Source organism: Leptolyngbya sp. PCC 6406, from assembly GCF_000332095.2.
In the GTDB taxonomy this organism is placed as follows: Bacteria; Cyanobacteriota; Cyanobacteriia; order Phormidesmidales; family Phormidesmidaceae; genus PCC-6406.
Map to the genome: position 1 here is coordinate 4,132,710 of NZ_KI913949.1, position 15,644 is coordinate 4,148,353.

General features: G+C 53.2%; 14 protein-coding genes. 9 read left to right on the forward strand and 5 right to left on the reverse strand.

Annotated features, from left to right (window positions below):
• Positions 1–176 precede the first annotated feature (176 nt).
• Complete coding sequence (locus tag LEP6406_RS0218275) at positions 177–911, reverse strand: DUF4333 domain-containing protein (RefSeq protein WP_008317345.1); 735 nt, start codon at positions 909–911, stop codon at positions 177–179.
• 304 nt (positions 912–1,215) lie between these two features.
• Here LEP6406_RS0218275 and LEP6406_RS0218280 point away from each other — a divergent pair, with 304 nt between their 5' ends.
• Entirely contained in the window at positions 1,216–2,727 is a 1,512-nt protein-coding gene (locus LEP6406_RS0218280; RefSeq protein WP_008317338.1) for a UbiD family decarboxylase, read from the forward strand.
• A 560-nt stretch (positions 2,728–3,287) separates the two neighbouring features.
• Here the strand turns inward: LEP6406_RS0218280 and LEP6406_RS0218285 are convergent.
• Both LEP6406_RS0218285 and LEP6406_RS0218290 read right to left on the reverse strand, forming a co-directional pair.
• On the reverse strand, positions 3,288–4,556 hold the full coding sequence (locus LEP6406_RS0218285) for a vWA domain-containing protein (RefSeq protein WP_008312084.1): 1,269 nt from the start codon (positions 4,554–4,556) through the stop codon (positions 3,288–3,290).
• Positions 4,553–5,233, reverse strand: a complete 681-nt coding sequence (locus tag LEP6406_RS0218290; protein WP_008312085.1) for a MerR family transcriptional regulator — start codon at positions 5,231–5,233, stop codon at positions 4,553–4,555. Before LEP6406_RS0218290 ends, LEP6406_RS0218285 begins: the two co-directional genes overlap by 4 nt.
• A gap of 124 nt (positions 5,234–5,357) precedes the next feature.
• On the opposite strand from LEP6406_RS0218290, the gene LEP6406_RS0218295 reads away from it, so the two are divergent.
• On the forward strand, positions 5,358–7,025 hold the full coding sequence (locus LEP6406_RS0218295) for an NAD(P)/FAD-dependent oxidoreductase (protein WP_008312087.1): 1,668 nt from the start codon (positions 5,358–5,360) through the stop codon (positions 7,023–7,025).
• Positions 7,026–7,121: 96 nt separating this feature from the next.
• On the opposite strand, the gene LEP6406_RS0218300 is transcribed toward LEP6406_RS0218295, so the two are convergent.
• Together LEP6406_RS0218300 and LEP6406_RS0218305 are read right to left on the reverse strand one after the other, a co-directional pair.
• Positions 7,122–7,295, reverse strand: a complete 174-nt coding sequence (locus LEP6406_RS0218300) for a type II toxin-antitoxin system HicB family antitoxin (RefSeq protein WP_008312091.1) — start codon at positions 7,293–7,295, stop codon at positions 7,122–7,124.
• 66 nt (positions 7,296–7,361) lie between these two features.
• A complete protein-coding gene (locus LEP6406_RS0218305; RefSeq protein ID WP_008312093.1) occupies positions 7,362–9,428 on the reverse strand; it encodes a CRISPR-associated endonuclease Cas3'' in 2,067 nt (688 codons plus the stop codon).
• 84 nt (positions 9,429–9,512) lie between these two features.
• Between LEP6406_RS0218305 and cas5c the strand changes: the two genes are divergently transcribed.
• From cas5c to cas1c, 7 genes are all read left to right on the forward strand, one after another.
• A complete protein-coding gene (gene cas5c / locus LEP6406_RS28785; protein ID WP_051463764.1) occupies positions 9,513–10,235 on the forward strand; it encodes a type I-C CRISPR-associated protein Cas5c in 723 nt (240 codons plus the stop codon).
• Complete coding sequence (locus LEP6406_RS0218315; protein WP_008312098.1) at positions 10,235–12,091, forward strand: type I-C CRISPR-associated protein Cas8c/Csd1; 1,857 nt, start codon at positions 10,235–10,237, stop codon at positions 12,089–12,091. Before cas5c ends, LEP6406_RS0218315 begins: the two co-directional genes overlap by 1 nt.
• Complete coding sequence (gene cas7c / locus LEP6406_RS0218320; protein ID WP_008312099.1) at positions 12,091–12,969, forward strand: type I-C CRISPR-associated protein Cas7/Csd2; 879 nt, start codon at positions 12,091–12,093, stop codon at positions 12,967–12,969. The genes LEP6406_RS0218315 and cas7c overlap by 1 nt, the downstream gene beginning before the upstream one ends.
• 48 nt (positions 12,970–13,017) lie before the next feature.
• Positions 13,018–13,626, forward strand: a complete 609-nt coding sequence (locus LEP6406_RS0218325) for a Uma2 family endonuclease (protein WP_008312101.1) — start codon at positions 13,018–13,020, stop codon at positions 13,624–13,626.
• Positions 13,627–13,637: 11 nt separating this feature from the next.
• Positions 13,638–13,814, forward strand: a complete 177-nt coding sequence (locus LEP6406_RS0218330) for a hypothetical protein (protein ID WP_263971195.1) — start codon at positions 13,638–13,640, stop codon at positions 13,812–13,814.
• Between the two features lie 140 nt (positions 13,815–13,954).
• Complete coding sequence (gene cas4, locus LEP6406_RS0218335) at positions 13,955–14,596, forward strand: CRISPR-associated protein Cas4 (protein WP_008312105.1); 642 nt, start codon at positions 13,955–13,957, stop codon at positions 14,594–14,596.
• Entirely contained in the window at positions 14,593–15,624 is a 1,032-nt protein-coding gene (cas1c, locus tag LEP6406_RS0218340) for a type I-C CRISPR-associated endonuclease Cas1c (protein ID WP_008312107.1), read from the forward strand. The genes cas4 and cas1c overlap by 4 nt, the downstream gene beginning before the upstream one ends.
• The last annotated feature ends 20 nt before the right edge of the window (positions 15,625–15,644 follow it).

Here is a 15,644-nt window from a genome sequence, read left to right on the forward strand (position 1 = left end):
TGGCAGTTCACCACCGCCGATGCGCGCCTTCGCCTCAAGCGGCTTTACCCATAAATCAGTCCACTATTGCCGCGCCAGCTCAACATTTTCCGGTCCCCTCTCCCCGTGGGAGAGGGCTAGGGTGAGGGGCCAAGTGTGCCACGATAGAACGGCCAGGGTATTTCCGCCGCAGACTACTAGTCATCCTCTCCACTGAACTCAGGCACGTCAATCTTGCGACTGCCCGCTGTGCCCTTGGGGACATCTGGAAAGGGATTGGTACTGGTATTCGCTGAGGTGGGTGCAGCCGCAGCTTGAGCCTCGCTGCCATTGCTCGCAGTGGTCCCGGTGCCAGTGGCAGCAGTGGGGGAGGCAACAGGGGCAGAGGCGATGCCACGACGCACTTCTTGCCAGGTCAGATCGCCTTCTGGACTGATCTTGATCAAGACCATTTCCACGCGCTCCTGTCCCAGGTCAACGCCTCCCACCACGCGACATTCAAAAATCTCTCCCGGCTGATTGATGCGGTACAGGTCGCCGCAATCTACCACTGCACGCTTACCCAGGGTTTGGGACAGGGTGGATTGGATTTTAGCTTCCACTTTGCCCAGGTTTAGGATCACCGCTGAGTTGGGAATATCCCACTCCACCGTGCCCTCATTGTCCTGCTGGGTGACATTGATGGTGAATTGGCCCTCGGGCTTCAATTGCCCCACACAGCGAAAATAGCCCCCGGCTTGACGGGGAATATTGCGGGGACATTGCACCTGGTGCAGGTTTAGCCGCCGCCCTTGGCGCTCAATACTGGCCTGGATCTCAGTTTCCAGCGTGGCCACATCTAGACCCCTGGAACAGGCCGTGAGGGCCAATAGTCCGAGCACCAGACCGATGCAACGGAGGTGACCTATGGAACTGGGGAAAACATATCGCATTAGACCCTCATACCCAATCCTGAAATAAGCCCTACGGACTCCCTAGGGGTTTTGTATCAGATACAGAATCCACGTGCAACTGTCATGGCATCGGGGGAATTGCGCCCCTTGCTGCCTTGACTTGCGGCTTTAATCTGTATGCAGTATCTCTCTGTCGTCTTGATCACGACGGATCAAGGTATGGCTATCACTATAGATTTTGTGCCAGATCTCTGGGTAAAGCGGATGTTAAGGGGTGGGGCAATCATCCCAACCCCATACCCAACCCCATAATAAAGGGGATGATTCTTCAGACTTCTTGACGATGGCAAAAGACCTGCGGGCGTTTCTGACTCAGCTAGAGAACCGAGGGCAACTCCGGCGAATTACGGTGCCCGTCGATCCAGACCTGGAGATTGCGGAAATTGCCAATCGGCTGCTGCTGTCGGGGGGACCGGCCCTGCTCTTTGAGAATGTCAAAGGGTCCAATATGCCCCTCGCTATCAATACCCTGGGTACGCTGGAGCGGGTGTGCTGGGCCTTTGGCATGGAGGATCCGGCGGAATTGGAGGCCATTGGTCAAAAACTGGCTCTGCTCTACCAGCCTCGGCCCCCTAAGAGCTTTGCCCAGGCCATTGATTTGGGCAAAGCGCTGTTTGACGTGGTCAAGGCGAAGCCCGATCGGGATTTGTTTCCCCCGTGTCAACAGGTGGTGTTGAAGGGGGATGCGGTGGACCTGAATCGGCTACCCCTGTTGCGGGTTTACGGCGGTGATGCCAATAGGGTGATCACGCTGGGGCTGATGGTGACGAAGGATCCGGAAACGAAAATTCCCAATGTGGGGGTCTATCGTCTGCAACTCCAGTCTAAGAACACGATGACGGTGCAGTGGTTGTCGGTGCGTGGCCCTACTCGTCACCTGCGGAAGGCGGCGGAGCGGGGGGAGAAACTGGAGGTTGCGATCGCGATTGGCGTCGATCCCCTGCTGATACTGGCGGCGGCCACCCCCCTGCCCATTGACCTGTCGGAATGGCTCTTTGCGGGACTCTACAGCGGTCAGGGCGTCCACCTAGCCAAGGGTAAAACCGTAGATCTCGAAGTCCCAGCCCAGTCCGAACTGGTGCTAGAGGGCACCATCACACCGGGGGAAACCGCCGAAGATGGCCCCGCTGGGGATCACATTGGCTACTACGGCCCCATCCGGGAAAATGCCCCCCTAATCCGCTTCCATGCCCTTACCCATCGCAAGAACCCCATCTACATGACCTCCTTCAGCGGGCGACCGCCGAAGGAAGACGCCATGATGGCCCTAGCGCTGAATCGCATCTATACGCCGATCCTGCGGATGCAGGTGCCGGAAATCCAAGATTTCTTTCTGCCCATGGAGGGCCTAAGCTACAAAGCCGCGATTATCTCCATCGACAAAGCCTATCCCGGACAGGCGCGGCGGGCGGCACTGGCCTTTTGGACGGCCCTACCCCAGTTCACCTACACCAAGTTCGTCATCGTGGTGGACAAGGCCATCAATATCCGCGATCCCCGCCAGGTGATGTGGGCGGTGACTTCCAAAGTGGACCCAGCGCGGGATGTGTTTATCCTGCCGGAAAATCCCTTTGATAGCCTGGACTTTGCCACGAGTAAGCCCGGTTTGGGCAGTCGTATGGGCATCGATGCCACCACTAAGGTTTACCCGGAAACCGATCGGGTTTGGAGTGATGAACTCACGTCGGATCCGGAAACCGCCGCCACGGTCGATCGCCGCTGGGCCGAATATGGCTTAGGGGATATAGTCCTGGATGATGTCAATCCCAACCTGTTTGGCTACGACCTGCGCTAGGAGATGGGGGGCTCAGGATTGCAGACTGCCCTCGATAGGGTTATCAACTCAAAGCGGGACAAATGTCCTGGGGAGAAGTTAGGAGTTAGGAGTTAGGAGCCAGAATATGGAATTGCGTTGCTCATAGCGATCGCCCTGCTGCTACCCCGCGCCGGAATGGAATTCCGCCGCTCATAGCTACCGTCCTCTAAAAGAGGACTCCTGAATTGGGGATTCCAGCAAACACAAGGGTTTCCCCTTGGCAAATAGGTAGATTACTTCCGCCGCCCAGTATTACTACCGCAGGGCGTAAATCAGTCCACTATTGTCGCACCAGCCCAACATTTTCCGGTCCCCTCTCCCCGTGGGAGAGGGCTAGGGTGAGGGGCCGAGTGTGCCACGATGGAACGGCCAGGGTATTTCCGCCGCCCAGTATTACTACCGCAGGGCATAAATCAGTCTACTATTGTCGCACCAGCCCAACATTTTCCGGTCCCCTCTCCCCGTGGGAGAGGGCTAGGGTGAGGGGCCGAGTGTGCCACGATGGAACGGCCAGGGTATTTCCGCCGCCCACTAGGTAACTAGGAAATCGGGTCTTGGGGCTGCTGGCCGTGGCGAGAACTACGGCTGCGATTGAGGTGGTAAGCCTCTGACTTAGCCCGCTTGCGGGCCACCATACCTTGGCCCTTCGTACCAAAGGCTGTGGACAGGTCCTCCAGCGCTTCACCTTCCGCCGCGATCGCGGCGGAAGCAGGGGCCGCTCTGAGCAACTCACCAGTTTGGCGTAGGGATGCCGCCGCGCTCCCAAAGTCACCAACATCGGCAAAGGCCACGGCCTCCTGGCGAGCACGGGCAGCCATCAGCAGCGCCACCTGTTCTTGCACCTCCCCATGGGCCGGGAAGTCGCTCATTTGCTCAGGGCTAACCACCGGCAGATATAGTCCTGCCTCCAGTTGTTGGGGTTCCGCTTGGTCCGGGGTCTGCCACCGCAGTTGCACCTGTAAGACCTGGGTGCCCATGGACAGGGCCGGAATCTGTAGGCGCAAGGCTACATACAGGGGGGTACCAAGGGTCAGATTGGGCAACTTCAAGGCCCCTTCGGGCGTGCGCTCCAGATCATTCAAGATATCGCTGATCACCCCCTGAGCCTGGGGGTTCAGGCTCAGGGTGACACTATGGCCGAGAGTGGTCGCCAGCCCCTGTAACTCAGCTTCAAAGATGGCGGGCAATTGATCCGGGGACTCGATATGGAAGAAATTACCGTCGCCGCTACGGGCCATCGCTTCCAGCAGATTTTCGTCATAGTCAGTCCCGACCCCCAGAGCGGTGGTGGTAATCCCCCGCTGCATTAACCCGTGCACATCCTGAGCGATCGCATCAGGATTCGTTTCCCCTACATTCGCTAATCCATCCGACAGGAGAATGACTCGGTTCAAATGGGCCGGGTTGAGGTATTGACTCACCTGCATGCCCCCATTCACCCAGCCGCCATGGAGGGCGGTGGAACTACCGGGGCGAATGCGGTGCACTTGGTCGATGAGTCGTTGTTTATCGGTGGCAAGGGTACTGGGAATTTCTGTCTGAACGTGGGTGTCAAACAGGGTAAGGCTGAGGCGATCGCTGGGTAGCAGTTGCTCAATGCCATAGGCAATGGCCCGACGGGCGTAGTCGATTTTGGCCCCCTGCATGGACCCAGAACGGTCTAGGACAAAGCCCAGATTGAGGGGAGGACGGTCGGGCAGGGCGGTAACCGCCGGCGGGGTGATTTTCACCAGCACATCCAGCGTGATGGAGCGCTGGGCGGCGATCGCCCCATGCATGGGGATGATGGAGAGGATGGGTTGACTCATGGAGCAGACCTCTTGGCTTGAAATAGGGGTTTGAGCATTTGAGCGATCAGTTGCAGCAGATTCTCAAGCTCTTGAGGGGTGCTGGGGGGGACAAAGTCCTCCCGCACCTGTACTTCTAACCCCGGTAGCACCGTTACCCGTCGCCAGCGGGAAACGGGGGAGCCCCACTCTGGGGCAACCAGGGATTCAGCGGTAGACCGTTGGGGTGCCGGGGCGGCGGGCGGCGGCATAGACCGAGCAGATCTGGCTGCTGGTGGGGCCGCTGGTGGGGCCGTGCGTGCTTGTACCGATTGCAAAAAGGCCAAGGCGGGATTCGCCGCTGCCACGGTGAGCTGCATGCCCCCCTGGAGCAACGCTTCCAAATCGGGATTGGCTTTAATCGTGATGGGCTGGATGGCGGTGGTGCTGTAACCCTCCGGAAGTAAACGGCGCACGATCAGCAATTGCAGCAGATGGCGATAGGTATACCGGGCTTCTCGCCCCTGCCGTTGGGGGCGATCGACGACCCCCTGGGTGGTGTAATACCGCACCAGTCGCGGGTTCACCGTTTCCGGTGGGTGCGCTTGGGGGTCAGTGGCATTGGGAAGAAACTGGGGCAGAAGGTGGTTCGATACCTCTACAAAGGTCTCCAAATCCCACTCGGGGTTGGCCTGGGCAATCTGCTGCAATGTGCTCATGGCCCTATGGTAATCACGACAATATGGATTGTCAATGACAGCCTATTTGCCTGGATGGTGACGCGATCGCAATTATCCCAAAATTCAGTCGAACCTAATGGCACCATAATGCTGAGAGGCCGCGATGGTCTCCGATCGGCCAAAGGCCATCCCATTCCGGACCCGAGATCCCCTACCGACTATGCTCCGCCTCAAGGAAATCAAACTACCGCTAGATCATCCCGAAGCTGCCCTTCAGGAGGTGATCCTCAAAAAGCTACACCTTGCCGCCGCTGACTTGACCCGCTACACCATCTTCAAGCGCAGCTATGATGCCCGCAAAAAGGGGCAGATCACCCTGGTCTACATCGTTGACATCGAGACGCCGAAGGAAAAGGCCCTCCTGAAACGGTTCAAAAAAGACCCCCAGGTGGCCATCACCCCAGACCTCACCTACCGTCCTGTCCTCCAGACTCCTGGGGATCTGCCCTTGCGCCCGATCGTGATTGGCACCGGACCCTGTGGCATGTTCGCAGGGTTGCTGCTGGCGCAGATGGGCCTGCGACCTCTCTTGCTAGAGCGGGGGAAATCCGTGCGCGATCGCAGTGTGGATACCTTTGGCTTCTGGCTCAAAAAACGCCTCAACCCCGAGTCAAACGCCCAGTTTGGTGAGGGGGGCGCAGGCACCTTTTCCGATGGCAAACTCTACAGCCAGGTCAGCGACCCGAAACACTACGGGCGTAAGGTGTTGACCGAGCTGGTGAATGCGGGGGCCTCCCCAGAAATTCTCTACATTAACAAACCCCACATCGGCACCTATCGCCTGGTCAAAATTGTGCAAAATTTGCGGGCCACCATCGAAGCGCTGGGGGGCGAAATCCGCTTTCAAAGTCGGGTCCAGGATATCGACATTGATCAGGGTCGGGTGCGCGGCGTCACCCTGGAAAATGGGGAATACCTGGCCTGCGATCGCGTGGTGTTGGCCATTGGTCACAGTGCCCGCGATACCTTTGAAATGTTGCTGGATCGCGGTGTTTACATCGAGCCCAAACCCTTTTCCATTGGCTTTCGCATCGAGCATCCGCAATCGCTGATCGATCGCTGCCGCTTTGGCGATCAGGCGGGGCATCCCCGCTTGGGGGCGGCGGATTACAAGCTGGTACACCACTGCCAGAATGGGCGATCGGTCTACAGCTTTTGCATGTGTCCGGGGGGCAAGGTCGTCGCGGCGGCCTCGGAGCCGGGGCGGTTGGTGACCAACGGCATGAGCGAATATGCCCGGAATGAGTCCAACGCCAACAGCGCGATCGTGGTGGGCATCATCCCAGAGGTGGACTATCCCGAGGGGCCGCTGGCGGGCATAGCCTTGCAGCGGCAGTTGGAGGAACGGGCCTTTGCCCTAGGCGGTGGCACCTATGAGGCTCCCGGTCAACTGGTGGGGGATTTTCTCGCCCAGCGTCCGTCCACGGCCTTTGGGTCGGTGCATCCCTCCTACAAACCAGGGGTGAAGCTGGGGGATTTGGGGGGGAGTTTGCCGGAATATGCGATCGCGGCCATCCGCGAAGCCCTGCCTGCCTTTGACAAAAAAATCCACGGGTTTGCCATGGCCGATGCGGTGTTGACGGGGGTTGAAACCCGCACGTCTTCACCCATCCGCATCAAGCGCAATGAACACTACGAAAGTGTGAATACGGCGGGGCTCTATCCCGCCGGAGAAGGCGCGGGCTATGCTGGGGGCATTCTGTCGGCGGGCATTGATGGCATTCGAGTAGCGGAGGCAGTGGCCTTGAGTTTGGTGTCGGATGGAAAATAAGCCAGATTTCGCGGCCCATACGCCGCCGCAAGACCGACCAGAGCAGTGGCATAAAAGGCAATTTGCAGAGAATGGCCTATCGGCTTCTTGTCCCATTTATCGACAAAATTCGAGGTAGTCATCTACGGAATCCTGAAAGGCTTGTTTGGCTTCTGCAACGGTATCCCCTTGGAACGTGACCACATCACGAATATCAAGCACGCGCCCAAAGATGATGCCTGCCTCTTCATCAATTTCAAGCTGCCCGGTATAGCCTTTGTAGCTCAACATAATCAAAAGGGTTACTCAGCTTCTTCAATACGTACTGAATGGATTATTCGAGTTTTTCCAGAAGATCTATATGACACTTGCTTGTAACATCTCGGAAGCACCGAAGTCTTTGCTGTAGAAGGATAAAGGCCAAATCGTAAGACCACAAGCATGTTTTTCTGCCAGAGGCTCCCATTTTATTGGCAAATTTATTGTATAGGGTTGTAGACTTCTCCATTGTGACTCAGATAAACTTTCAGAAAGTAGTAATTGGTCCATTAATTCCATGCCTTTTCCCCAAGGAACAAAAGCTGAAAATTGATGAGTATCTTCAATGATTTTAAATTTTTCCTCGACCTGTTCAAACTTTAAGTTACGACGCAAACTCTGAATTTCATACTTGTCACCAGAGAGGGCATCATAGCACTTGGAATAATACAGGGCAATCATATCCAGGAGATCGCTATTTAAATCGTGTGTTTTTAGAACTTCTTGAGTTATGTTGCTCCGAGCCCTGTAGTCACTAGATGGATAATTTGCACCATCTAAATTGAAAATCTGAACGACAGCATTTTGCCAAGGCAGTTTATTCTCTCGATTACAGCGTCCAGATGCTTGAATTATGCTGTCTAGGGGTGCCATTTGACGTAATACCAAGGGGAAATCCAGATCAATTCCTGCCTCAACGACCTGAGTGCTAATCACGTGACATGATTGAGGGTTGCTAGGATCAAGACGGCGAAGAATTTCTTCTAGTACTTGCTGACGATGGGCAGGAACCATCCGTGCCGATAAATGAAACCAATTGCCGTCGATATTATCAGACAGCGACAAAAATCCTTCTTTTGAAAGTTTAGTAGTGTTGACAATTGTGAGTGATTGCTTGTTAGAAGCAATACAGTCTATTAAATTAGGCCATTGCCAGTTGTCAAAACTAACTTTGTAGTTCACACGACGAGTTTGCTCAAAAAAATACTCGCATTTAGCATCAGAAATAATGTCGATGCATTGCCGATCGAATTCTTTGTCGATATTTCTGAAACTAGGTTGGGTAGCTGACATCAAAAGAACTGAGCAACCCCAATCATCCACCAAGCTTCTTAAAACATCTAGAATTGGTCGAGCATATTCCAATGGAATCGTTTGTGCTTCGTCGATTAGAATGCAACGCCTCATTAAGTGGGAAAGTTTACGGCACTTTGCTGGCGAGCGGGCAAATAAGGATTCATAAAACTGAACTCCAGATGTACAAATTACTGGCTTGTCCCATCGCTCAGTGGTAAGTTTGTAATCTGCTGCTTCCTCTTCCGAGGGCTGAAAATCACTGTAGTGGGCTAGAACAGGAACATTAAGTGCTTTGCAATAAACCTTCCATGTCTGGTCAATAACACTCTTGAGGGGGCCAACATACAAAATGCCTTCCAAATCAGTATTTGCTTGACAATGAGCGATCGCAAACTGGAGAGATGCCATCGTTTTACCTACTCCAGTAGGGCCTGTTAGCCGGAATAGCCCACGAGGTAATGCTGCTTTCGCCATACAATCAGCAGCAAACTCACGCCGTAACTCAGCAAGTGTGCCGTCAGAATGACGAGGATTGAAACACGTGGAAAGTGTAGATATCAAAGACGCTCCGTTCGAGTCAGATGGAGCGATACCCGCAGCGTCAATCCGGTCTGCATCGACTAAACAACCAAAGAGCATCCGAATTGCTAGTTCTTGACGCTCCTTTCTCCGTCTTCCCTGAAAATTGAACTCAGGCAGCTCAACTGGCAAGAAACCAGCAATTTCTGCCACTGCCTCATCTTTGGCAGCTTCCCAATCTTTTGCACGTTCAGTAAAGTCATCTCCCTCAAGGTGTTGTTTGTCTCTCAACCCTCCATGATGCCCAGCGATCACAAACGTTAGAGAGGGAACAGCCAATGGTCGCTTGGTTAGTGATCGAGCCAGCATAGCCCCATGTGGGCTGTGCGGCACTCTTCGCCCACCGTCTAGAAGATAGTTCTGCCACTGTTGCAAAATTTTGCCGAGGTCATGCCACAGTCCCGCGTAGTAACCAACCTCCTTCCACTGGGGTGGGAGTCGTAAGGCTGTTTTGTCAGCTACACCAAGCAGATGATCTTTAAGTAACTGCCCTGGCCGCGCATATTTCATAAAACTTTATGCCCTAGACGTACGCATGAACTAATATAGGCGATATTACTTTCGCCAGAACAGAAGAACTGATGGGCTGTATACATGGTTGCCAAGGAGGTGGGCTCTATGAGCCATAAGCGACCTTATCGCATCAAAGTAGAAGGGAAATATGCTCTGTTTAGTCGCCCTGAAACGCAGGCAGAGCCGATCTCCTATCCCATCATGCCGCCTACAGCGGCGGAAGGTCTACTCGAAGCCATCTTCTGGAAGCCGGAATTCGACTGGCATATTTTAGCGATTGATATGCTTGAGCCAGTTCAGTATGCCAATTTCACTCGCAATCATATTAAAGATAGACAACGGCCTGGTAAAAGCGTCATTGCTAAGGATATGCGGGTTCAAACTCATCAGGCAGTTCTGAAGGATGTTGCCTATGTTATTGAGTGTGACATTCAATTGCGGTCTGAACTGACAGGCAATATTGGCAAGTATTGTGAACAGTTTGAGCGTCGTATGGACTCTGGAGGGTGTTTTCAGCAGCCCTTTCTAGGCATTCGGGAATTTATGGCAGATTTTTCTTGGGCTACCGATGAGGACAGCCTTTGTTTGGATTACCGCGATTGTGGGCGAATGCCATTGAAGATTCATTACGTGCCTGATCCAGATGGACGTATTCAATGGCGCGATCGCATAACCCGTGAATATGTTCGAGGACGAGCTGAAACCGAATGGTTCGATGCGGAAATAAAAGCGGGTCGGTTAGTTGAAAAAGCTAGAGACACCCTGCCTTTACCAAGGCATCTGGTTACAAGTGGAGGTATCTGATGTTAAGGGAGTTATATAGCCTTAGTCAGCATGTCGAAGAAGTATTGCCACCGATTGGATACGGCTTAGTTGAAGCGCATATTGCGATTAGTGTTGATCCTCCAGTCATATTCCTTCCCAAAGTTACAGAAGATTCAAAAGGGAAAGAACGGCTGGGTGAGAAGCTTTACTTGCCAGACTTTGTGAGATCAAGTAATCATCGGCCTTTAGCAGTAGCAGATACTGCTGATTATATTTTGGGAATTGGGAAACATGGTCTAATTCGTCGTCCCATGTATTTAGATCTGTTGAAAGAATGCCTCAATGAGACCCAAGATGAAGCCGTTGAGGCGGTATGGCAAGCAGTTCAAGAACTTGATGTCGAAGCGATACGTAAAAGCTGTAGCCCTTGGTTCGACAAAGGTGAACCTCTAGACAAAGTAAGAATCATCTTTATCTACAAAGGAGAACTAGTGACGGATCGCTCCTCTGTCCAAAAGTTTTGGGGGCGCAAGTTCACAGAACTTTTGACTTCTTGGGAGGTAAATGACTCAAAGAAAAAGAAGGCAAATAAGAATTTACTTCCTAATGCTGAACCACAAAGTTTTAGAGAAGGTATCTGTAGCATTACAGGCGATCTTAGACAGTTTGTTGGCCCCACCTTACCCGTAATGATCAAGGGCGTTCCCAACACTCAGGGCAAGGGTGCGGCATTGATGAGTTTCAACTGCGAGTCTTTTGAATCGCGTCAGTGGAAGGATTCAGAACACGCACCATTAGGGTTTGAGGTGGCAGAGCGATCGCATCAAATGCTGAATCGCTTACTACGAGAGAAAAGACATTCCTATCAGCAGGGAAAGACAAAGTTTGTCTACTGGGGAGAGTATGACACTGGGTTAAATCCAGATATTTGGGATAACCCAGACGATCTCTGGGATGACGATTCTGCCACAGTAGCGCAAATGATATTTATCAGCCCTGAGCAGCCCCAAGGATTTAGTACCGAGGCTTGTAAGTCTGAACGCTTTTACTTGGCAATCTTAACAGGATGTGACGGGCGAATTGCTATCAGTCGTTGGGATGAATTGACTCCTCAAACAATTGCCGATAACGTTACTCGCTATATTCAAACTCAAAAGGGAATTTCAGGTTACAGAGCTCGTCCGATTTGGCAATTGGCTGGTGCGTGCTTTCGTGATCCGGCTAAAGAGCAAGTTGATGGCGTTGTCCGAGCACTGGTGAATAATGCCTTGTGGGGAGCTGCAATTCCTGAATCTATTGTAAGACAAACGATTGAACGCATCTATCTTGACTTGTTTTCGGATAAGCGTGATTTAAAAAAGTATCACGGACGTTACTATGCCCGTTTCCAAATTCTTGCTCTGTACTTAGGACTTATGACTGACAAACGACCTTTGGAAATTTCTCGTCGGCTTGGGGCCATTGCCTATCTTATGCACCATGCTGAGATGAAAGCACGAAACCTAGATGATCCTGGGAAAACGGGTGTGGCAACCTCTTTAAGAGCACTGGCAACTACACCCAAGCAGGTATTCGGCAGACTGTATCAGAATGCGATTCTCTATCACTTGCCAGCGCCTTGCAAAGATGGAGAACCTCAAAAACAGGAATCACGTCGCCGTAATCTCAAGCGAACAGGAAAGTTGATACGTGAAGAATTTGGCAAGTTGGTGGAAATGAATTTATCTCCTGAAACCGACTTGCCGACTACTTTTAGCCTTGACGAAAGTGCTTGGTTTTATCTGGGTTGGGGAATGCGTGAAGCCACATTTTGGGATGGCGTTGAGAGTAATAAAAGCAACTCAAACGCTGTAGCCGATGACCAAGAAACCATGGAAACTGAGGACGAAAACTAATGGAAGTTTATCTTGATCCAGCTAAGCGTCACGATGCTGTGCTGTTAGTAGATATCACAGATGGGAATCCCAATGGTGACCCTGATGCAGGAAATCAACCACGCATCGATCCGGAAACGCGACAGGGACTTATGACGGATGCTTGTATTAAACGCAAACTCCGTAACTACGTTCAAGTTGTAGGGGAAGGACAAGAAGGATTATCAATCCTAATTGAAGACGGTGCTATTTTGCGCGATCGTTTTCAACCCGCCTTTGAAGCAAATGAAGTTGAATATAAAGGTGGCAAAGGCAAAAAAACGTCTGCTGAACAGCAGGAGAAACTCTCTTCTTGGTTGCAGGAACGTTATTGGGACTTACGTATGTTTGGCGGGGTGCTTGAATCAGAGTTGCGAGCAGGCCAAGTATGGGGGCCTGTACAAGTTGGTATTGCGCGCAGTATCGATCCAGTCCTACCCATGACAATGACGATCACACGCTGTGCCAGTTCTAATCTCCAAGAAGGCAAAGACCAAAAGACAATGGGGAAAAAGGAACTCATTCCCTATGGGCTTTATCGTGCCTATATTACCTATAGTCCTCACCGCGCTCCTAGTAGTCTTACCAGCAATGACCTCAAGCTTTTATGGAATGGCTTCTGCAAGTGCTGGGATTTCGATCGCAGTAGTGTTCGTGGCTTTATGAATTGCCGTGAACTAGCCATTTTTACCCATGAAAATAAGTACGGTAATGCTTCGGCATATAAGCTCTTTGAGAAGGTTGAAATTGAGAAGAAGCCTGAAATCGGAGTCCCCCGCAAGTTTGCCGACTACACCGTCACCGTCAACACCACCGACCTACCATCAGGAGTAACCCTCACCCGCCTTTGCGAAGGCTAATGGTACCCCTACCGCCGCCTGTCCCCTCAGCCTGGAGGAAGACTCCCAATGATTGCTCAACCCCAGACCTCGCAACACTATTCCCCCAGTGATTATCTCGACCTAGAAGTCGCGTCAGAGATGCGTCACGAATATATCAACGGAGAAATCGTGCCCATGACAGGCGGCACCCCCAATCACAATCGCATTATTCGTAATCTCTGTACGGCGCTGACATTAGCAGTGCGGGGGCAAGCCTATGAAGTCTTTATCGCCGATCAGCGCCTCTGGATTCCAGATGCTCAAATTTACACCTACCCCGATGTCATGGTCGTAGCCGGAGAGTTGACCTATCAGCCGGGGCGACGGGATACCCTGACTAACCCGCTGTTGATTGTTGAAGTGTTGTCCCCCTCTACCCGCAGTTATGACCGGGGCGACAAATTTGCCGCTTACCGCACCATCCCCACCCTGGCGGAATATCTACGGGTCGATCAATCCAGCTACCAAATTGAACACTATGCCAAAACAGGTGCAAAGCAATGGCTGCTGCAAGTCTACGATCAGCCGGAGACGACGCTACAACTCACAACGCTAGAGGTTGAGATCGCACTCACCGACATCTACGACAAAGTGCAATTTGAAGCCGCCCCCTCAGAACCCCCTGCTCAAAACTAAACATGCAATTTATGCAAGTCAATAAAGCTCTGATCGACTCCCTCGGAGTGGCCAATACCCTGAGATTTTTACAGCAACTAGGGGTGGGCTACGGCGACTATACGCAAGAACGCCACCAGTGGCTTGACCCGTTATCTCTCGACGATTTTCGTAACTACGTCAGAGGCAAGCAGGAGGATGCAAGATAGCACCTTTACTTAGGACGCGAAGAACAAGGGTGCATTTTACTTCTCCCCCCTTTTCAAGGGGGGACTAAGGGGGGTGATGCAGGATGTTGCTCACCCCCACGGCGCTTAATGCTTACGGATGAACTTGGCGACAATTAACCATGAGCGATGCGACTAAATCCCCCGACGACTACCTGATGATCAGTGCCCTCCAGCACATGGTCTTTTGTCCCCGTCAGTGTGCCCTCATCCACCTAGAGCAGGTATGGGAAGAAAATCTCTACACCCTGCGAGGGCAGCGGGTTCACGAGAAAGTTGATGTGCCAGAGCATGAGCTAATCGAGGGCATACGGGTCGAGCGGGCCATGCCCCTGTGGTCGCACCGCCTGGGGTTAACGGGCATCGCCGACGTGGTCGAGTTCCTGGCCGATGGTACCCCCTACCCCGTGGAGTATAAATCCGGCTCTAAAAAAGCCCGCGAGGCCGATGATATTCAGCTCTGTGCCCAAGCCCTGTGTCTAGAGGAAATGCTGGGCTGTGCCGTGCCCCGTGGGGCGATCTTTCACCATGCTTCGCGGCGGCGGCGGGAGGTAGTGTTTGACGACGGGTTGCGATCGCACCTCCGAGCCACCATTGACGACCTGCGCGCCCTCCTGTCTCAAACCGCCCTGCCCCCGCCCGTTGCCGACAATCGCTGTCGCGATTGTTCCCTCCTTGAAGCCTGTCTACCCCATGCGCTTCAGGGGTTTGCGAACACCGCCCGCCGCAACAATCCCTTCGCGATCGCAGATTCTGCCCCATGAAGCAAATTCTCAATACCCTGTATGTGCAAACCCAGGGAGCCTACCTCCGTCTTGACCATGACACCCTCCAGGTGGAAATTGAGAAGCAGAAGGCGCTCCAAATGCCCTTGCACCATCTCGGTGGCATCACCGTGTTTGGCAATGTGTTGCTCAGCCCATTTTTGATTCATCGCTGTGCCGAAGATGGGCGATCGCTGGTTTGGCTGACGGAATATGGTCGCTTCAAGGGGCGTTTGGCGGGCAACACAACGGGCAATGTATTGCTGCGGCGATCGCAGCATGAAGCGTTGAACCAGGCGGCGGCAACCCTGGACATTGCCCGCTACGTAGTCGCCGGGAAACTGCAAAATACGCGCAATGTGTTGATGCGCGCAGCTAGGGAAGCGAAGGCAGAGTGCGATCGCAGTCAACTTGCCCAAGCCGCCGCCACCCACGCTGAAGCCATTCGCAACACAGAAAAAGTCGCCGATCTAGACAAGCTGCGGGGCATTGAAGGCTATGCCGCCAAGGCTTACTTTGGGGCCTTCACCGCCATGGTGCGACAAAACCGGGATGTATTTGCCTTCACGGCGCGATCGCGCCGCCCCCCCAAAGACCCGATCAACGCCCTCCTCTCCTTTGTCTACACCCTGTTGGTGAGCGAATGTGTCGCCGCCTGCGAAGGGGTAGGGCTAGATCCCCAAATGGGCTATCTCCACGCTTTGCGCCCTGGTCGCCCTGCCCTAGCCCTGGATCTGATGGAGGAGTTAAGGGCACCCCTAGGCGATCGCCTAGTGCTCACCCTGATCAATCGCGGCCAACTGACCCCCGAAGATTTCATCGAACGCCCTGGGGGAGCGATTCATCTCACCAAAGAAGGTCGAGCGACTTTGCTGGCGGCCTATCAAAAGCGCAAGCAGGAGGAGGTTTTTCATACGGTGATTGATGCCAAGGTGCCCCTGGGTTTGATGTCCCATACCCAGGCCCGTCTCTTGGCCCGTCATCTGCGCGGTGATGTGCCAACGTATCAGCCATTCATTTTGCGCTAATCCATTGGAGCAAAACAGCT